This is a genomic window from Acinetobacter halotolerans (assembly GCF_004208515.1).
GTDB classification, from domain to species: Bacteria; Pseudomonadota; Gammaproteobacteria; order Pseudomonadales; family Moraxellaceae; genus Acinetobacter; species Acinetobacter halotolerans.
The window spans coordinates 19,079-36,395 of sequence record NZ_SGIM01000017.1; the positions used below are offsets into that span (position 1 = coordinate 19,079).

19 protein-coding genes are annotated in these 17,317 nt (G+C 41.6%); 5 read left to right on the top strand and 14 right to left on the bottom strand.

The annotated features are described in order from the left end of the window. Positions 1-239: 239 nt before the first annotated feature. From EXE30_RS14915 to EXE30_RS14930, 4 genes are read right to left on the bottom strand one after another with little or no spacing between them, the layout of a single operon-like run. Complete coding sequence (locus EXE30_RS14915) at positions 240-983, bottom strand: SDR family oxidoreductase (protein ID WP_130163082.1); 744 nt, start codon at positions 981-983, stop codon at positions 240-242. A gap of 19 nt (positions 984-1,002) precedes the next feature. Then, a complete protein-coding gene (locus EXE30_RS14920; RefSeq protein ID WP_130163083.1) occupies positions 1,003-1,701 on the bottom strand; it encodes a histidine phosphatase family protein in 699 nt (232 codons plus the stop codon). Then, positions 1,698-2,819 (bottom strand): phosphotransferase family protein, encoded by a 1,122-nt coding sequence (locus tag EXE30_RS14925; RefSeq protein WP_130163084.1) that lies wholly within the window; start codon positions 2,817-2,819, stop codon positions 1,698-1,700. Before EXE30_RS14925 ends, EXE30_RS14920 begins: the two co-directional genes overlap by 4 nt. 12 nt (positions 2,820-2,831) lie before the next feature. Next, positions 2,832-4,064, bottom strand: a complete 1,233-nt coding sequence (locus EXE30_RS14930) for an acyl-CoA dehydrogenase family protein (RefSeq protein ID WP_165382422.1) — start codon at positions 4,062-4,064, stop codon at positions 2,832-2,834. 106 nt (positions 4,065-4,170) lie between these two features. Between EXE30_RS14930 and EXE30_RS14935 the strand changes: the two genes are divergently transcribed. After that, entirely contained in the window at positions 4,171-5,088 is a 918-nt protein-coding gene (locus EXE30_RS14935) for a LysR family transcriptional regulator (protein WP_130163086.1), read from the top strand. Positions 5,089-5,143: 55 nt separating this feature from the next. On the opposite strand, the gene EXE30_RS14940 is transcribed toward EXE30_RS14935, so the two are convergent. After that, on the bottom strand, positions 5,144-6,340 hold the full coding sequence (locus EXE30_RS14940) for a low temperature requirement protein A (RefSeq protein ID WP_130163087.1): 1,197 nt from the start codon (positions 6,338-6,340) through the stop codon (positions 5,144-5,146). Positions 6,341-6,744: 404 nt separating this feature from the next. Here EXE30_RS14940 and EXE30_RS14945 point away from each other — a divergent pair, with 404 nt between their 5' ends. After that, positions 6,745-7,698 (top strand): TerC family protein, encoded by a 954-nt coding sequence (locus EXE30_RS14945; protein ID WP_130163088.1) that lies wholly within the window; start codon positions 6,745-6,747, stop codon positions 7,696-7,698. 48 nt (positions 7,699-7,746) lie between these two features. Here EXE30_RS14945 and EXE30_RS14950 read toward each other — a convergent pair whose 3' ends face one another. Further along, positions 7,747-8,346 carry a nucleotidyltransferase family protein gene (locus EXE30_RS14950; protein WP_130163089.1) on the bottom strand — a complete coding sequence of 200 codons (600 nt, stop codon included), beginning with the start codon at positions 8,344-8,346 and terminating at the stop codon, positions 7,747-7,749. 181 nt (positions 8,347-8,527) lie between these two features. Here EXE30_RS14950 and guaD point away from each other — a divergent pair, with 181 nt between their 5' ends. Both guaD and hpt read left to right on the top strand, forming a co-directional pair. After that, the gene (gene guaD / locus EXE30_RS14955; RefSeq protein WP_130163090.1) at positions 8,528-9,844 is read left to right on the top strand and encodes a guanine deaminase; all 1,317 of its coding nucleotides are present in this window, start codon (positions 8,528-8,530) and stop codon (positions 9,842-9,844) included. Between the two features lie 222 nt (positions 9,845-10,066). Beyond that, on the top strand, positions 10,067-10,594 hold the full coding sequence (hpt, locus tag EXE30_RS14960; protein WP_004672228.1) for a hypoxanthine phosphoribosyltransferase: 528 nt from the start codon (positions 10,067-10,069) through the stop codon (positions 10,592-10,594). A gap of 10 nt (positions 10,595-10,604) precedes the next feature. On the opposite strand, the gene EXE30_RS15940 is transcribed toward hpt, so the two are convergent. Beyond that, positions 10,605-10,769 carry a hypothetical protein gene (locus EXE30_RS15940; protein ID WP_213072749.1) on the bottom strand — a complete coding sequence of 55 codons (165 nt, stop codon included), beginning with the start codon at positions 10,767-10,769 and terminating at the stop codon, positions 10,605-10,607. Between the two features lie 218 nt (positions 10,770-10,987). On the opposite strand from EXE30_RS15940, the gene EXE30_RS14965 reads away from it, so the two are divergent. Next, entirely contained in the window at positions 10,988-11,239 is a 252-nt protein-coding gene (locus EXE30_RS14965) for a GlsB/YeaQ/YmgE family stress response membrane protein (RefSeq protein ID WP_004672229.1), read from the top strand. A 52-nt stretch (positions 11,240-11,291) separates the two neighbouring features. Here EXE30_RS14965 and EXE30_RS14970 read toward each other — a convergent pair whose 3' ends face one another. The 7 genes from EXE30_RS14970 to rpmH all read right to left on the bottom strand — a co-directional run bounded on the left by EXE30_RS14970 (position 11,292) and on the right by rpmH (position 17,184). Next, positions 11,292-11,990 carry a DsbC family protein gene (locus EXE30_RS14970; RefSeq protein ID WP_130163091.1) on the bottom strand — a complete coding sequence of 233 codons (699 nt, stop codon included), beginning with the start codon at positions 11,988-11,990 and terminating at the stop codon, positions 11,292-11,294. A gap of 134 nt (positions 11,991-12,124) precedes the next feature. Then, positions 12,125-12,925, bottom strand: a complete 801-nt coding sequence (locus EXE30_RS14975) for a DUF2310 family Zn-ribbon-containing protein (protein ID WP_130163092.1) — start codon at positions 12,923-12,925, stop codon at positions 12,125-12,127. A gap of 162 nt (positions 12,926-13,087) precedes the next feature. Beyond that, a complete protein-coding gene (gene mnmE, locus EXE30_RS14980; protein WP_130163093.1) occupies positions 13,088-14,443 on the bottom strand; it encodes a tRNA uridine-5-carboxymethylaminomethyl(34) synthesis GTPase MnmE in 1,356 nt (451 codons plus the stop codon). A 90-nt stretch (positions 14,444-14,533) separates the two neighbouring features. Further along, the gene (gene yidC / locus EXE30_RS14985; RefSeq protein ID WP_130163094.1) at positions 14,534-16,291 is read right to left on the bottom strand and encodes a membrane protein insertase YidC; all 1,758 of its coding nucleotides are present in this window, start codon (positions 16,289-16,291) and stop codon (positions 14,534-14,536) included. A gap of 2 nt (positions 16,292-16,293) precedes the next feature. After that, complete coding sequence (gene yidD / locus EXE30_RS14990) at positions 16,294-16,617, bottom strand: membrane protein insertion efficiency factor YidD (protein ID WP_004672254.1); 324 nt, start codon at positions 16,615-16,617, stop codon at positions 16,294-16,296. A gap of 9 nt (positions 16,618-16,626) precedes the next feature. Then, on the bottom strand, positions 16,627-17,022 hold the full coding sequence (gene rnpA / locus EXE30_RS14995) for a ribonuclease P protein component (protein WP_130163095.1): 396 nt from the start codon (positions 17,020-17,022) through the stop codon (positions 16,627-16,629). Between the two features lie 27 nt (positions 17,023-17,049). Beyond that, positions 17,050-17,184 (bottom strand): 50S ribosomal protein L34, encoded by a 135-nt coding sequence (gene rpmH, locus EXE30_RS15000; RefSeq protein WP_000831329.1) that lies wholly within the window; start codon positions 17,182-17,184, stop codon positions 17,050-17,052. Positions 17,185-17,317: the final 133 nt, after the last annotated feature.

Sequence of the window (17,317 nt, forward strand, 5' to 3'; positions counted from 1 at the left end):
TGTAACGGTATTTACTATCGTGACAGGCGGCATGGATGCCGCTCGTTTGGTTGCGGCATCAAGGATGTGCCGTCAGCCAAACAGAGGGTTTTTTGTTACTTTTGACCCATCAAAAGTAAAATATTGCCAATACAAAAGTCTTCTGATGATTCCAAACTTCTGCCACAGTACTCACTTTATTGCGCTATAAATCATTTTTACCCTCATTTTCAGAAATTAGTCTTCTCTTTAAATTGCAATCAACTCAATTTATTCACTAATTTCAACGGCAAAATCTTCATTGCAATCCCCACAGGCAACCACGGCCACTGTGGTACATACGCTTTTATTGGTGCTTTCTCAATTGCTTTCACTAAAGCTCGACAACCTGTTTTCTCATCGACTTCAAATGGCAATTTTTTCGCGCCTTCATTTAGCTCAGTTCGAATATAACCAGGGAAAATCGTCGAGACTTTAATCGGGGTATTCAATAACTCAGCACGAATCCCTTCGGCCAAATGTGCAACTGCAGCTTTGCTTGCAGCATAAGTTGATAGATGCTTCGGTAAACCACGCATCGCACTCATCGAAGAAATTACCACCAAATGACCTTTATTTTGCACCCTAAAGATTTCAACCGCCGCTTCACATTGTGCCAATGCGGAAATAAAGTTGGTTTCTGCCGTGGCGCGATTAATTTCAAAATGACCTTTGCCTATACGGCGCCCTTCACCGACACCTGCATTGACAATAATACGATCAATAGTGCCGAACTCTTGTTGGAAGTCTTTAAACACCGTAAAAACATCATCGTAATGGGTAACATCCAAAACTTTAATGCTGACCTGAACCGAAAATTGGTTTTCTAGCTCTTGTTTGAGCGCTTCTAAACGCTCTAAACGTCGTGCGCAAAGCGCAAGATGATAGCCTTTGGCAGCAAATTCCCGCGCCATACCTGCGCCTAAACCCGAACTTGCACCTGTAATTAAAATCGTCTTTGCCATGTCTGTCACCTATTCTTGTTTAAATCCATGTTAAAAGTTCTTCATCGTACGCTTTTAAATAATGATGCTCATTAAAACTCAGTAATTGCAAACGGCCTTCCTTCCAGCGCAGTGTGGTGATACTGGCATTGGCAAGTGACCAATTCAGCGCAAAAATTTGTTTGGCATTTAGCCCCAACACCTTGCCCACCGCCACTGAAATCACGCCGCCAGAGCTAAATACCACCGCTTGACGCTGCTGTGTGGCATCCATGCTTTCACACAGTCCTTGCAACGCTGTTTCCACTCGTGATTGGAAGCCTAACCACGTTTCATGATACTCATGGTCAAATTGCTCCCCAATCCAACGATCAATCGCACCATCAAAGATTTTAGCCAGATAAGCACGTGGGTTCGCCACTTGTGCAATATCCTGTTTGAGCAATTCAGGTTGATTAAAACGCGGTTCATATTGCGCAAAGATATGTTGATGATCAAACTCGTTCCATGCTGATTCAGTCTGAATCAGCGCATTCTGAAAACTTTGCGATAAAGCCAATTGTGCTGTTTGCTGATGACGTTGCATTGAACCTGCAAGTACAAATGGGGGTTGCTTTAAGCTGCGCTTAAAAAAATCACCCACGATCTGCGCTTGTTGCTCACCTTTGGCTGAGAGCTGGTCATAACTTGCTGCGCCGAAAGAGGCTTGCCCGTGTCGCACCAAATATATCGTGCTCATCGCTTTAAAATATCCTGTAAGTTCGCCGCACATTCAGGAATGAGTTGCTGTGCCTCTGTATTGTCTTGAGCAATCAGTTTTAAGGCTCGGATATGCAAAGCATGAATCATGATCCAGAAATCTTTAAAGGCTGGATTATCGGTTTGTTGATGGTAATAGCGATAATAGATTTGTTGGGCAATCACCGCTAATCGAAACAGACCAAACACTTCATAGAAGGCCCAATTTTCAGGTTGTAAGCCTGTTTTCTCAAGATAATAATCCACCACTTGTTGACGCGTCAGCATGCCTTTTAGATTGGTCGGCTGACGGCGAGTCGACTTCATCAACGCATCATCATCATCCTGAATCCAGTAGGCAAGGGCACTACCTAAATCCATCAATGGATCACCTAAAGTCGCCATTTCCCAATCCAACACACCGATCACTTCAGTCGGTTGGTGCGGATTTAAAATCACATTGTCAAAACGCCAATCATTATGAATGACACAAGTTTTGGCATCGGCAGGGATATGTGCTTGCAACCACTGACGCACAAAAGCAAAATCAGGCACGTTCGGGGTCAGTGCTTTACTGTAACGCGCATCCCACCCCTCAACCTGACGACGACAATAGCCATCACCTTTGCCCAGTTTTTCTAGCTCAGTACCTTGATACGGCACCTGATGCAATTCGATCAGTTTATCTAAAACATTCAAACAAAGTTGCTGCACCTGTTGCTCATCAAGCTGCAATTCTTTAGGTAAATTGGCACGCGGAATAATGCCTTCGATCCGCTTCATCACATAAAAATCACAACCGATGACACTCTGGTCTTGGCATAGGGCAACCATTTCAGGCAGGACAGGGTAGAACGGTGCAAGATGCTTCTGCACATTGTATTCACGTGCCATGTCATGCGCGGATTTGGCTTTGGTGCCTTTGGGTGGGCGACGTAAAATCAGATCTGCATTGTCATATTGCAAGCGATAAGTCCAGTTGGAAGCCCCACCTGAATATTGGGTCACTTGCGCTTGCCCTTGTAAACTCACATCCTGAGTTTTTAACCACATTTCAATTGCGGCAACATCCAGTTCTTCACCTTTACGAACTTGATCAGCTACATCAATCACTGCCATTTTCTTATATCCTTATTTTCGACCATAGCCACGTTTTTTCAGCTCTAATTTGGCAATCATGCCTTTATGAACTTCATCAGGTCCATCGGCTAAACGTAAACTACGTGCTTGATTAAAAAATGCTGTGAGTGGGGTATCTCGTGAAACGCCTTCACCACCGTGGATTTGAATCGCCATATCCACCACATTTTGCAATACGGTTGGTGCGACCACTTTGATCGCTGAAATCTCGGTGAGCGCAGCCATATTGCCCAAAGTATCCATCTTATACGCTGCATAAAGCGTCAATAAACGGGCTTGGTCGATTTGCACACGTGCTTCAGCCACACGCTCTAAATTCCCACCCAATTTCAGGATCTCTTGACCAAAGGCTTTACGTGACATGCCACGATCAATCATCAACTCCAAGGCTTTTTCTGCTGCGCCAATGCATCGCATACAATGGTGAATCCGCCCAGGTCCTAACCTTCCTTGTGCTATTTCAAAGCCTTGTCCTGCACCACCAATAAAACTGCTGACAGGAACACGAACATTGTCAAAGCTGACTTGCCCATGACCATGTGGCGCATCATAGTCACCAAAAGCAGGTAACATTCTTTCAATGCTCACACCTTGGGTTTCGATTGGGACTAACACCATCGAATGTTGATGATGGCGGTCTTTGCTCGAATCAGGCGTATAGGCCATGAAAATGATCACTTTAGCGTTGGGATCACCCAAACCAGATGACCACCATTTACGCCCATTTAATACAATCTCATCACCGTCAATCACGGCAGTGGCTTGCATATTGGTGGCATCACTGGAAGCAACAGCAGGTTCAGTCATACAAAAGACCGAGCGAATCTCTCCATTCAGTAAAGGTTGCAGCCATTGTTGCTTTTGCGCTTCGCTACCATATCGCCACAATACTTCCATGTTGCCACTATCCGGTGCATTACAGTTAAAAACGGTAGGGGCGAGCAAGCTACGTCCAGTAAGTTCGGCAATATGTGCATACTCTTGTACCGATAAGCCCGCACCAAGTTCAGGATCAGGCAAAAACATATTCCATAAACCAGCGGCTTTGGCTTTACTTTTCAGTTGTTGTAATTGTTCAGGCCATTGCCATTTGGTCCAGTCGCCATCGACATTTAAACGATGCACTTCATCCCAAAACGCTTTTTCGATCGGTTCTATTTCTTGTTGAATAAAGGCTTGCGTTCGTGCAATAAAATCCTGTGCGCGTTCAGATAATGCAAACATCATCAGCTCCCTCAAGGTAAAAATGTGGCGAAAGATCATTCGCTGCTTTACATCACCATAAGCGAAATTTTATTATGAATGAAATGATTTTATTTTATTTAGAACTATGAACAATATTCATAATACAACCCCTTTAGAAGTAGGCCATTTCCATCGTATTGATATTAATTTATACCCGCTTTTTATTGCCATTTTTGAACAAAAAAGCATTTCTAAAGCTGCACAACTGCTATGTATTAGTCAATCCGCAGTGAGTCATGCCTTACAACGCTTACGCACACAATTGAATGATGAGCTGTTTGTGCGTAGCGGCCAAAAAATGTTGCCTACACCCTTTGCCGAGCAAATTTATCAACCCATTCAAACGGCATTGCTAAGCATTCAAAGTATTGCCATGCCGAAACAAGCATTTGTACCGAGCATGTTGCAAAGCCTTAAAATTGCGATTCACGATGAAATCGAGCCGATTATTTTTCCGCAATTGGTCAATCACTTTGCACAATTAAATCTCGATATTCAGTTTCTCAGCTCTAAACTGGATCGTAAAAACATGCTGGCGGATTTATCCGCCCAACAAATTGATTTTGTGATTGATTTAGTGCAACCCTATCAAGCGAATTTACAATTTGAAAACCTGATTGAAGATCACTTTGTCGTATGCACTCAACAAACGGAAATGGATTTATCACTGTATTTATCTTCACCGCATATCGGGGTTTCATCACGGCGCACTGGCATACTGTTGGAGGATATTTATCTCAATCGCCAACAACTGTCTCGCCAAATTTTTCTGCGTTGTCAGCATTATTCAACAGCGTTGCAAGTCCTCTCACAGTATCCAAATTCGATTTTGACCATTCCACAAAGTATTTTAAAACACCTCAATTATGCAGAAAATTTGCATATTCATGCCTTACCGATCGAACTGCCAAGAATCACCATGGGTATGTATTGGCATGACCATGTGAAACAAAACCCGCGTCATCAATTTTTACGCCAAGAGATCTTAAAAATTTTCGATTGAGACGAGTGAGAGCATTCCATCTCTAACTCGCACTCAAAACAATTTTGGTAGGCATTTATTGAGTTGAACCTACAGGCTCATCAGTACAGTTCAGTAAAAATGCTTTAGAAACGATGAGTCTAAGGATATATACAACGGCCATAGCCAAGATGATATGTCCAATTTGGTTAAATAAGAATGGAGTGCAAAATAAAATTAAAACGGTGACAGGATAAATCCAACGTCTCCACCCCTGTAAATAAAATGCTTCGTAAAACAACCACACACAGCTGCTATACACAACCAACGTTGCAGCAATAATCAGCCCCATCATCTGACTTGAAATCTGTGCATTTTGGGTTGAGACATCTACGGCGGCTGCTAATGCTGCCCCCAAAACCGCAATACTAATAAAAATTAAAAAATGTCCATAACCCCATAAAAATGGTTGTACACCTCGGCGTTGGTGATGGTGATGACTTCGATCAAAGTAGTTCCACCACATTGCAAACATCATCAATAAGCCACCCACTACTAGAAAAATTTCTTCAAGATTTAATTCTTTATTTGAAAATGCATCTTGAGTCGCAGCAAAACACCCAATGATCGATTCACCTAATACAATAATCGTCAACAATCCATATCGCTCAACAATATGATGTGGATGCCATGGCGTCGCTGCGTATTTCTCAGCATAGAAAGGCACTGCCAGTTCAAAGAATACAAGGACCAAAAACAGCAATGGACTAAGATGAATCGCACTAAAATAACTGATGAGCCAACCGAGTTGAACCAATACGATTCCGATTGCATAGCGATATGCTGTTACTTTTCTTAGCGGATCATGCCTTGCTACTCGCAGCCATTGGGTCACTAAAGCCAACCGCATAATCACATAACCAATAATGATCATGTCGAAATTATGCTGCTGAAACACCGCAGGAATGCCTGCTGCCATGACTAATGATCCCACCATTTGAACAAAGGTCAAACATCGATATAGCGTGTCATCATTGTCATATGCTGAAGCAAACCAAGAAAAGTTCATCCATGCCCACCACAGGGCAAAAAACACCATAAAGTAAGTCGGCAAGGCATGCCATAAATGACCTTCGATCATGGCATGGTGAAGTTGTTGACCAGCTGTTGCAATTGCAATAACAAAAACTAAATCAAATAAAAGCTCTAATGGCGTTGCAGCTCGGTGCGGCTCTTTGGGATCTCTGGGGGCAAATAACTTTAAAGTCATGTTTTGATTTTTCTCGGCACTCATATATTTTTCTCTAAGCGATATTATCTAACGTATACATCTAACTTAATCTATTGGGGAATCAGGGTTAACCCCTTGCATCATAAAATATAGTTGGAAAATTATTTCTTCAAATTTGCACAAATAAGTTAATTGTGTAATTCTACAGCCTAATTTGGATGTCACCATCCATACGAAATTCGTTTGACAAGGGGAGTAGCCTCCTCCAAACCGAAGCACTGAAATTAAAGCGCTTTGGTGTCAGAGCTCCGTCATTACACTTTGCAAAAAGTCGGACTCTGAGCATCATCCCCAAGGATGATGTAGGCAAGACCTTGATCATGTTGAAACAGATGTTTTTTTTAATTCATCTGGCAACTGGTCAAGGTTTTTTTATGCCTCTTCCATTTGCCAGATTGGGAGTGGTAATGGAATCTATCGGCAACGTATGGTTGTATCTTGCATTCTTTGGCATCGTCACGGTGATGCTATTGATCGATTTTTTAGGCTTTAAACAAAAACAAGACCAAGACGTGCCAATTCGGCAAGCCGCTTATTGGAGTGTGGCGTGGGTCACTGCAGCGATCGTATTTGGTGGAGGCTTATGGCTGTATTTACAACAAACGATCGGGACAAATATCGCCAATCAAAAAACCATGGAGTACTTCGCAGGTTATCTACTTGAGAAATCATTGGCGATTGATAATGTCTTCGTTTGGTTGATGATTTTTGCCGCGTTCGCCATCCCACCAGCCTTACAACGCAAAATTTTGCTCTATGGCGTACTCGGTGCGATCGTGCTGAGAACGATCTTTATTTTCATCGGTGCTTGGTTCGTTCAAGAGTTCTCTTGGGTACTGTATATTTTCGGCGCATTCCTTGTGTATACAGGCTTTAAGTTCCTAAAAGGACAAGAGCAAGAAAGCAATATTGAAGACAATATTTTACTCAAATGGTTACGCAAACACCTCCGGATTACTCCTCAACTTGAAGGTAACAAATTCTTTGTACGTCAAAACGGACTTTTGTGGGCAACGCCGTTATTTTTGGTGTTGGTATTGGTAGAAGCGTCCGATGTGATTTTTGCGGTGGATTCCATTCCTGCGATATTCGCCGTGACCACTGACCCGTTTATTGTCCTCACGGCAAATTTAATGGCGATTTTAGGTTTACGCGCAATGTTCTTTTTACTGGCGGGCGCCGCAACGAAATTACATTATTTGCCGTATGGCTTGGGCATTATTCTGTTGTTCATTGGAACAAAAATGTTATTGCTAGATGTGTTCCACATGCCAATTTGGATCTCACTCAGCTTTATCATCTTGGTATTAAGTATTACGGCGTATTTGTCGTTACGTCACAATAAGCGTCAAGCGGAATAATACGCTGAACATGAACAAAGGGATTTCAATCAAGTCCCTTTGTTCTATTCAAGCCTCATGTGTTTCAGTTGGACCAACCCACTGTAATCGAGGCCACTGTTGCAACCATTTTTTAGACTCAACACGATTTTTGAAGGTGGTATAGCTGACCAGTGCAGGATTCCAGCGGAGTCGTAATTCAAATAAATCTTGTAAACCAAATGGTGCAATCAGCTCCAGCTCTCCAGATGAGTTCAAACGAAGCGCGATAGCGGTTGCCGTTTCAGGCCATAACGATAAAGCATGTTCAATCGATGATATGGGCTGAATTTGTTCGCCATTTTCCTTGCGATACCATGTATGCACCAAAGCCTGATTCACCACATCCCATTGCTGTTGAGGAAATAGTTGTTCTAATTTTTGTTTTAATCGCTGCTGTACATGGTTATTCCGTTCCTGCCCATCGTAATAAATCACGTCAATTTCGCTATCTTTTAAATCAAAAGTCTGACCATGCAAAAATGCCCAAACTGTACTTCTAAGCGCACCTGCACTTAAATAGGCTTGAGGATGTAGCTTTGCAAGTTGTTTTAGCATCTCCGAGAGGTCAGAGCTATTTAAGATCAAATCAAAAAAAGCGTCTCGATGATGTGTTTGATGCGACGTCATTGGTGTTTAAATCCTTAAATAACTAAAGCAGCTTAGCCCTAACCACCGAAAAGTTGAGTGAATTGACTCAAAAGATTACTCACATTTATACACTTTTTAGCAGCTTAATTTAGGCGAATATTCCAGTAACTTGGACAAAATCAGGTACAATCAACCGAAAAAAGTAAACCTGTAGGTTGTTATGACGTTGGCTACTCAGATCACGGTTGTTCGTGGTCGCTTCTTAGATATTCAAAAAACCGTTTCCCAAGCAGCAGAAATCGCCGATCAAGCGCGTTATATCGAAGATGGCGTACTCATCACCGAAAATGGCAAAATTCGCTGGTTTGGTGCTTGGAATGAAGCACAAGAGCATCTTCCTACAGGCGTTGACATTCAGCATTATCCTGAACAATTAATCATTCCTGGGATGATTGACACTCACATCCATTTTCCACAAACCGAAATGGTCGGTGCCTACGGCGAACAACTCCTCAGTTGGTTAAATACCTATACTTTCCCAACCGAAATCCAATTTAAAGACCAAGCTTATGCCCAAGAAATTGCCGCATTCTTTGTCAATGAACTGCTTAAAAATGGCACCACCACGGCACTGGTGTTCTGCACTGTCCATCCTGAATCAGTTGATGCTTTATTTGAAGCCGCACAACAGCACCAGATGCGTTTAATTGCAGGTAAGGTGATGATGGACCGTCATGCACCTGAAGCACTTTGCGACACCGCAGAGAGCGCCTATGACGATTCTAAAGCACTAATTCAGAAGTGGCATGGTCAGGGCCGTGCCCTATACGCGATCACACCACGTTTTGCACCGACTTCTACACCAGAACAATTAGAAAAAGCAGGGCAACTTAAAGCAGAGTTTCCTGATGTGTATGTGCATACACATTTAAGTGAAAATAAAGATGAGATTGCATGGGTCAAAGATTTATTCCCAGCGCAAAATGGCTATCTCGATGTCTATCATCATTATGGTCTAACAGGTCAGCGTTCGGTGTTCGCACACTGCGTGCATTTGGAAGATGCTGAATGGCAATGCATGCATGACACAGATTCCGCAATTGCTTTCTGCCCAACCTCAAACCTGTTTTTAGGCAGCGGATTATTTCCATTGAAAAAAACATGGGATCAACAAGTCAAAGTTGGTTTAGGCACTGATGTCGGGGCGGGGACTTCATTTAGCTTATTGCAAACGGTCAATGAAGCCTACAAAGTACAACAGTTACAAGGCGACAAACTTTCCGCTTTTGAATCGCTTTATCATGCCACTTTGGGTGGTGCAAAAGCGCTCGATCTGGATGATAAACTCGGTAACTTCAATATAGGCAAAGAAGCGGATTTTGTGGTGCTGAATCTTCAAGCAACCGCTTTACAACAACTGCGTCAGTCACGGTCAAAATCCATTGATGACAGCTTATTTGCACTGTTTACCATGGGCGATGACCGCAATATTGAGGCCACTTATATCTATGGAAAAAAAGCCTATAGCCAAAACTAAAGCCTCAAACAAACGAAAACTTGGTTTGATATTGTTAGCGATTGGAACTGCAATCTTGCTGAAACGAGATAGCACTTCTCAGCAAAATGGCAGATATTCATCATCAAAAGATGCATGAAAACTCATTTTGTTTTAAAATTCTTCCATTAGCTCAAATTTTCGAGGTGTTGCAGGTCAACACCTTTTTTATTTTCCCATATTTAATGTTTTAGGAATCTGCCGATGACCATTGCAATGCGCATTATGATTTCAAGTGAAGAGATTCAAGCCAAAGTGAAAGAGCTTGGCGAAAAAATCAATGCACACTATGCTCAAAGTGATAAAGAACTGGTATTGATTGGTTTACTGCGCGGTTCAGTCATCTTCATGGCAGACTTATGCCGTGCCATTGAAAAACCACACGAACTCGATTTTATGACCGTTTCCAGCTATGGCGGTGGTACAACCTCTAGCCGTGATGTCAAAATCCTAAAGGACTTGGATGGCGAAATTCACGGTAAAGATGTATTGGTGGTTGAAGATATTATTGACTCAGGCAATACCCTCAACAAAGTGATGCAAATGCTGCAAACGCGTAAACCAAATTCAATTGAACTGTGTACGCTGGTGAGCAAACCATCACGCCGTGAGATTGATTTAGACGTAAAATTCTTAGGTTTTGAAGTTGAAGATCGCTTTATTGTCGGTTATGGTCTCGATTTCGATCAGAAATATCGTCATTTACCTTTTATTGGTGAAATTGGTCTGTAAGCTTGCAACATCAGCCCATTTTTAATGTGCTGCAAATATCCAATGCTTTTATCCCCATGCGCAGCATATGAGCCAGATATGGCTCAAGGTCTTCTTGCGAAGCTTTAAAGGCTTCGTAAGACAAATCCTTAACGCGATGCTTTAAGTTTGTTTTAATTTTCTCCATTCTCAGCATAGCTGCTCATCTTGCGCTCGTACCTTGCGAAGCGATGCTTCTCATGCTTTTATCTTCGCTCAGGTGTTGAAAAGCACTTTTTTAAGCTTTAATTTTAATTAAAATCTGTTAAACATTGCACAAAAATACGACATAAATAAGCAATCTACTACAGACAGCACGCGCTTGATCTAGCAGGATAAAAAAATAAATCGCTTTATGAAACAAGGAGAAAAACAATGTGGACGCTGATTGTTGCAATTGTCGTGGGTTTTTTTGCAGGTCTAATCGCAAGAGCCTTACATCCAGGGGATGATAAAGCAGGTTTTATCGTCACCACTTTACTCGGTATTGCGGGTTCTTTATTGGCGACTTATGGGGGGCGATTACTCGGTTTATACGGGGAAAACTCAGCAGCAGGATTTATTGCATCCGTGATCGGTGCAGTGATTATTTTATTTGTTTATAACCTCGCCACCAAGAAAAGTTAAATCGTTGGATCACTCCCAATTCATCCAAAATAATGAATTGGGAGTTGTATTTTTAAAGTCCTAATTCCTTCCAAATCATTTGAATGTCTTCAGCACTGCGACCACCGACCATTTTCAAACCATTTGAGAAGATTAACGTTGGTGTACCACTCACCCCTAATTTACGGCCTAACTCTAGATTTCGCTCTATCGGATTGGCACAGGTTTTGGCTTTAGGTTTAACATTCTTCTGCAGTAAATTTTTCCATGCATACGATGGATTAGCTTCACACCAAACTTGTTTCGAAACAGAGATAGATTGCGGTTTTAAAGCATAGATAAAGGTATAAATCGTCACATCATTGAGCTTGTCTAATTCAGCTTCTAATTGCTTGCAGTACGGACAGTTTGGATCTGAAAATATTGCGAGCTGACGTTTGCCATTCCCTTTGACCGTTTTGATCGCATCCTGTAAGGGAAGTTGTTTCCAATCAATTGAGTTTTGCTTTAATACCAAATCCTTGGTGAGATTTTTCTGATCTTTTAAGCGCACCATTGATCCAATAAACATATGCTCTGCAGTGTCATCGAGATATATGATTTGATTATCCAGACTGGCACTGTATAAACCTGCCATTTCAGTGCTTTGAATATTGGTCACTTGGATATTGGGATAGTTCTTATTTAAATTACTTTTGAGCGTTTCCACATTGGCTAAACTCAGTGCCGAAACACAGCTCAATAATGAGAATATCCCAATTTTTTTTAACATGACTGATACTCGAATCAAAAATCAGCCGCTATTGTAATCCGTCTCTCATAGCTAAACAGCTCGACTTACTGAGTCGCAACCAAAATCAAACCAATTCTCGCGATGTTTCACGTGGAACATTGCTGATTAGTTGTTTACCCCCCCCACTCACCAATGACTGCTTGTCGCTCATCTTCATAAGAGACAGCAAGATGGGAGACTAAACGGCATTGATCACATTTGAATGGAAAATGATGAAATTCATTAGAGTTTACTTCTGTACTCCAATTTTGACCACAAGATGGGCAAAGCCGAGCATATTCATTTGTGCGACGTCCCCAATAACGCACTAGATAATAATAGGTAGGTATGCCTGTAACTTTTTCGATATATTTACCGATTTTTTGACCTGCTTTTGCTAACTCACTATCTGAAGTTGCCAATTGTTTATAAGCGACTTTTTCCAAAGCACCGCTATATGTCCAAGCTTGATCATAAGTTTTGTATTCTTGCTGCCAAAAATATATTTCTTCACGCTGTTCATGTTCACCTGGAATAAGATAAATAGAAATCGATTCGCCATTATCCCCACGACATAAAGATGATCGTCTATCCCCCATATGCGTAAAGAGGTAAAGAAATGGAGCATTTTCCCATGTAATATTTTGTTTTGGAATATCATCATCAATAAGCGTCCATTGGGGCTTCCTACCAAAAAATTCAATGATTTTATGAAGTCGCTCAATACCATACTTACAATGATATTTCATAGCATATGCATTTCTACCTTGTACATTTAGATACGCACAAAGCTTTTCCTTTTGTACAACTAAAAAATATTCACCACAAATCTGTCCATTATGTAATAAGACTGAAATGTAATCTTCAACTAACCATTCAGCATCTTCTCGATTTGTTTTTGTAATTGTTCCGAATATTACTTTATAAGCAATCATCTCTATCCCATGAGAACTTTAAATTATAAAAAATTTAGCAGTAAAAACTATGATCATTAAAACAAAAAATATTGGATATACTCAATAAAAAAACCATTAAATCATTATAAATTAATGGCTTAAAACCCACCAAAATCTATTAAACAAGACTAAAATGTGCAATTACTTCCCAATACAAAACGAACCAAAGATCTTACCCAATAAATCATCGGCACTAAAATCACCTGTGATTTCACCGAGGGCATTTTGTGCTAATCGTAATGACTCTGCCACTAGCTCACCCGCATTAAACACCACTAGTTGCTCCCGTGCCTCTGCAAGATAGCGCTGAGTGCGCTTCATTGCATCTAAATGGCGAGTTCGAGCAATAAAGGTATCTTCTTCAGGCTGGAAGCCTGCATGCGCTGTAATCGCATCTATGAGCGCCTGAACACCCATTTCTTGCTTGGCAGAAACACGGATATGACGGAATCCTTGATAATCGCTTAATTCTGCGATTTGTCCCGTCAAGTCACACTTGTTGCCGATCAAAAGTAATCGTTTCGGTTCAAGATGGTCAGCAAAATATTCTTGCGCCAATTGCAACGGTTCATCGGCTTGATTTAGGTCATATACCAATAACAAAAGATCTGCTTGTTCAATCTCTTTGATGGCACGACGAATACCTTCTCGCTCAACAATATCACCTGTTTCACGTAGACCTGCGGTATCAGTCAAGGTGATAGGCAAACCATTCAAACTGATTTTTTCATGTAACACATCACGGGTTGTTCCTGCGATATCAGTCACAATGGCGCGTTCATGTCCCGCCAATGCGTTTAATAGGCTGGATTTGCCTGCATTCGGTTTACCTGCAATGACCACCTGCAAACCTTCACGTAACAACTGCCCTTGACGCGCAGATTGCTGTACAGCGTGAACAGAACTTTGCACATCATCCAATAACGCTAAAATTTTACCATCCGCCAAGAAATCAATTTCTTCTTCTGGAAAATCAATCGCCGCTTCAACATGTAAACGTAAGTGAATGAGTTTTTCTAAAACGGTATTAATTTTGGTTGAAAATGCGCCTTGTAATGAGCGTACTGCTGAACGTGCCGCCGCTTGTGAAGTCGCATCGATCAGATCGGCAATCGCTTCAGCTTGAACCAAATCCATTTTGCCATTTTCAAAAGCGCGCATGGAAAACTCACCCGCTTTGGCTGCAATTGCGCCTAAATCAAGTAAGCGTGCCAGCAGTGCATTTTGAATCACAGGACCACCATGTCCTTGGATTTCAACCACATCTTCCCCTGTAAAAGAATGCGGATTCGGAAAACATAAGATAATACCTTCATCCATCACTGAACCATCCGCATCATAAAACTTGCGGAAACCAGCCATACGGGCAGCAGGTAATGTTTTTTGTGTGAGTTGTTGTGCAATCTCATAGGCCTTAGGACCAGAGAGACGAATCACCCCCACACCACCACGACCCAAAGGCGTAGCTATCGCAGTAATTGTGGTTTGATATTGCATGTTATTCACCTAAAAAACTCAAATGACAGCCAAAGAAAAATCCGCCTAAGATTACCATCTTAAGCGGATTTATTCAGTAAAAGTTCGAGATTAAGAGGTTGTCTCAACCTTGTTGAGACGATCTTTCTCTACGCTTTTATTGATAAATGACTGTTGTAGGATCGTAATACTGTTGTTGACGATCCAGTACAGCACTAAACCTGCAGGGAAGAACAACATGAAGACCGTGAACATGATTGGCATGATACGGAATACTTTAGCCTGCATTGGATCAGTCGGTTGTGGGTTTAACATTTGCTGTACGTACATGGTAACACCCATGATCAACGGCAAAATAAACCAAGGATCCATCGCAGATAAATCTTGAATCCAAGCCAACCACGGTGCATGACGAAGTTCAACTGACTCCATCAAGACCCAATACAAAGCTAAGAAAATTGGCATTTGTAGCAATAACGGCAAACACCCAGATAATGGATTCACTTGCTCGCGCTTGTACAACGCCATCATTTCTTGCGAAAAACGCATGCGATCTTCGCCAAACTCTTCTTTCATGCGTTGCATTTCAGGTGCAATCACACGCATTTTCGCCATTGAGCGATAACTTTTCGAAGAAAGTGGCCATAAAATCAATTTCACTAAGATCGTCAATAAGATAATTGACCAACCCCAGTTACCTACGATGTTATGGAAGAATTGCAAACCTAAGAACAATAATTTAGCAATTGGCCATAACCAACCGTAATCAACGGTTTGATTTAAACCAACAGCGAGATCTTTTAACTCAGATTGAATTTTTGGGCCAGAATAAAACTTAGCATCCACTTCCATTGATGTACCAGCAGGTACATTAATCACAGGAGAGGTGAAACCAATAATATTCATTTTATCAGTAGACTGACGTGACTCTAGCTTAGCAACATAAGGTTGACCATCTGCTTGAGTCAGTTTTAGATTACCCGGAATCCAAGCACTGACAAAATAGTGCTGCACCATCGCAACCCAAGCATCTTTCGCATCAAGACTCAATTTCTCATCAGAGAAATTAGCAAACTTTAACTTATTATAATTTGCTTCAGGTGTACCCCATGCGCCACCCAAGAAAGTCCCTAAAGTGAAAATACCTTGGTCAGATTTGCCTGGATCATCAGAATTATCACGCTTTAATTGACCAAACATCTGACCTTGCCAATTTTGCTGGCTGCGGTTGATGACTTGGTGTTTAACCGTAATCGGATAATCGCCTTGGCTAAAAGTGAAAGTCTTAATCACTTCAACGCCTTCAGGCGTTTTAAAGACCAATGGAACCGTCAATACCTGACGAGTTGCACCGTCTTTGGTCGCCACACTTTTCGCATCTGCCAATGTATAAGATGTTTTTTCAACATCATACATTGGACGACCGCTACGGCTACTGTCCGGTCCGTTTAAACCAATTAAACCAGATTGAGCGACATAAGTACGGTTCGCATCATTTTCAAGCATCACAAACGGCTGATCACCGTTTTTGCTTTGATCGTGGCTTAATAGCTCAATACGAACAATATCGCCACCTTTCGGATTAATCCAAAGATGGTAGAGGTCGGTTTGTACTGAAATCAGTTGCTGACTCACAGAAGGACTTTCTGTGGCTTGTGATGCAGTCACATTTGCTTGTGGCAAGTCTGAAGCCGCGGTTGCATTTTGAGCATTTGGCAAATCTGCAGATACTTCATGCGTAGTGACAACAGCCGCTTGTTGTTGCGGTGCTGTTGCAGCATGTCCATAATCTTTTTGCCAAGCCAAAATAAGCAAATATGCGGTAACAAACATGGCTCCAAGAATTGCAAATCTGGCCCATTGTTGCATATCTAATATCCCAAATGATTAGAGAAATTTTGCTTAAATAAACGATCACGAAAGGGTACAGCAACGTGATGCATTTGAGAATCTATTTGATGAAACGAAATGAAACGAAGTGCTTTGCGTGGCACGGGATCATAGCCTGAACCACCCCAAGGATGACAACGGCAAACGCGCTTGGTCGATAGCCATACACCTTTTACAGCACCATGGGTCTGTAAAGCTTCAATTGCATATTGAGAGCAAGTTGGAATATAGCGGCAACGCGGCCCCAATAATGGACTAATTGCGATTTGGTAGCATCTTATCAACCAATGCAGTAAACGTACCATTGGAGATCTCTAATTTTGGAGGGGTGTTACAACGACTTTGGAATGCTTTTTAGCTAAACGCTGTAATTTTTGCCAAGCTAAATCTAATTGTTGATGTAGTTCTTGATTTGAAATTGCTTCTATACCCACTTTAGGCATCACCACAATATCGATATCAGCATTAAATTGCGCTTGATGTAAACGAAAGCTCTCCCGAGCAAGGCGTTTTATTCTATTTCGCTCATGTGCACGACGTACCTTTTTTTTAGCAACGACAATACCCAAACGGCTGTTCGGCTGTTCGGTTAATTTTGCTAAAAAAAGGAAATGGGGCTGATGCACTTTAAAAAGCGCACCATCAAACACACTTTTATAATCTGCAGCACAACGAATACGAGATTCAGTGCTAAAACTGTAAAGTGACATCACCCAAATCTGGTCAGCTTAACAGTATTAAACAGTTAAGCTATGACGACCTTTTGCACGACGACGAGCTAAAACTTGACGACCAGCTTTAGTTGCCATACGAGCACGGAAACCATGAACACGCTTACGCTTTAATTCAGATGGTTGGAAAGTACGTTTCATATTGAAACTCCCAAAAATGATCTTTCTGTAAAGGTCCGCGATTTTATGGCGCAAAGGTTCCGCTGTCAATCAAAAACCTAAAACTTTACATAATGTTTGTATTGTTTGAGATGAAGTGAACAACTCCAATTTA

Coding starts and splice junctions, on each gene's coding strand:
- EXE30_RS14915 (WP_130163082.1), bottom strand. CDS start 983: ATGGCAAAGACGATTTTAATTACAGGTGCAAGTTCGGGTTTAGGCGCA.
- EXE30_RS14920 (WP_130163083.1), bottom strand. CDS start 1,701: ATGAGCACGATATATTTGGTGCGACACGGGCAAGCCTCTTTCGGCGCA.
- EXE30_RS14925 (WP_130163084.1), bottom strand. CDS start 2,819: ATGGCAGTGATTGATGTAGCTGATCAAGTTCGTAAAGGTGAAGAACTG.
- EXE30_RS14930 (WP_165382422.1), bottom strand. CDS start 4,064: ATGTTTGCATTATCTGAACGCGCACAGGATTTTATTGCACGAACGCAA.
- EXE30_RS14935 (WP_130163086.1), top strand. CDS start 4,171: ATGAACAATATTCATAATACAACCCCTTTAGAAGTAGGCCATTTCCAT.
- EXE30_RS14940 (WP_130163087.1), bottom strand. CDS start 6,340: ATGAGTGCCGAGAAAAATCAAAACATGACTTTAAAGTTATTTGCCCCC.
- EXE30_RS14945 (WP_130163088.1), top strand. CDS start 6,745: ATGGAATCTATCGGCAACGTATGGTTGTATCTTGCATTCTTTGGCATC.
- EXE30_RS14950 (WP_130163089.1), bottom strand. CDS start 8,346: ATGACGTCGCATCAAACACATCATCGAGACGCTTTTTTTGATTTGATC.
- guaD (WP_130163090.1), top strand. CDS start 8,528: ATGACGTTGGCTACTCAGATCACGGTTGTTCGTGGTCGCTTCTTAGAT.
- hpt (WP_004672228.1), top strand. CDS start 10,067: ATGACCATTGCAATGCGCATTATGATTTCAAGTGAAGAGATTCAAGCC.
- EXE30_RS15940 (WP_213072749.1), bottom strand. CDS start 10,769: ATGCTGAGAATGGAGAAAATTAAAACAAACTTAAAGCATCGCGTTAAG.
- EXE30_RS14965 (WP_004672229.1), top strand. CDS start 10,988: ATGTGGACGCTGATTGTTGCAATTGTCGTGGGTTTTTTTGCAGGTCTA.
- EXE30_RS14970 (WP_130163091.1), bottom strand. CDS start 11,990: ATGTTAAAAAAAATTGGGATATTCTCATTATTGAGCTGTGTTTCGGCA.
- EXE30_RS14975 (WP_130163092.1), bottom strand. CDS start 12,925: ATGATTGCTTATAAAGTAATATTCGGAACAATTACAAAAACAAATCGA.
- mnmE (WP_130163093.1), bottom strand. CDS start 14,443: ATGCAATATCAAACCACAATTACTGCGATAGCTACGCCTTTGGGTCGT.
- yidC (WP_130163094.1), bottom strand. CDS start 16,291: ATGCAACAATGGGCCAGATTTGCAATTCTTGGAGCCATGTTTGTTACC.
- yidD (WP_004672254.1), bottom strand. CDS start 16,617: ATGGTACGTTTACTGCATTGGTTGATAAGATGCTACCAAATCGCAATT.
- rnpA (WP_130163095.1), bottom strand. CDS start 17,022: ATGTCACTTTACAGTTTTAGCACTGAATCTCGTATTCGTTGTGCTGCA.
- rpmH (WP_000831329.1), bottom strand. CDS start 17,184: ATGAAACGTACTTTCCAACCATCTGAATTAAAGCGTAAGCGTGTTCAT.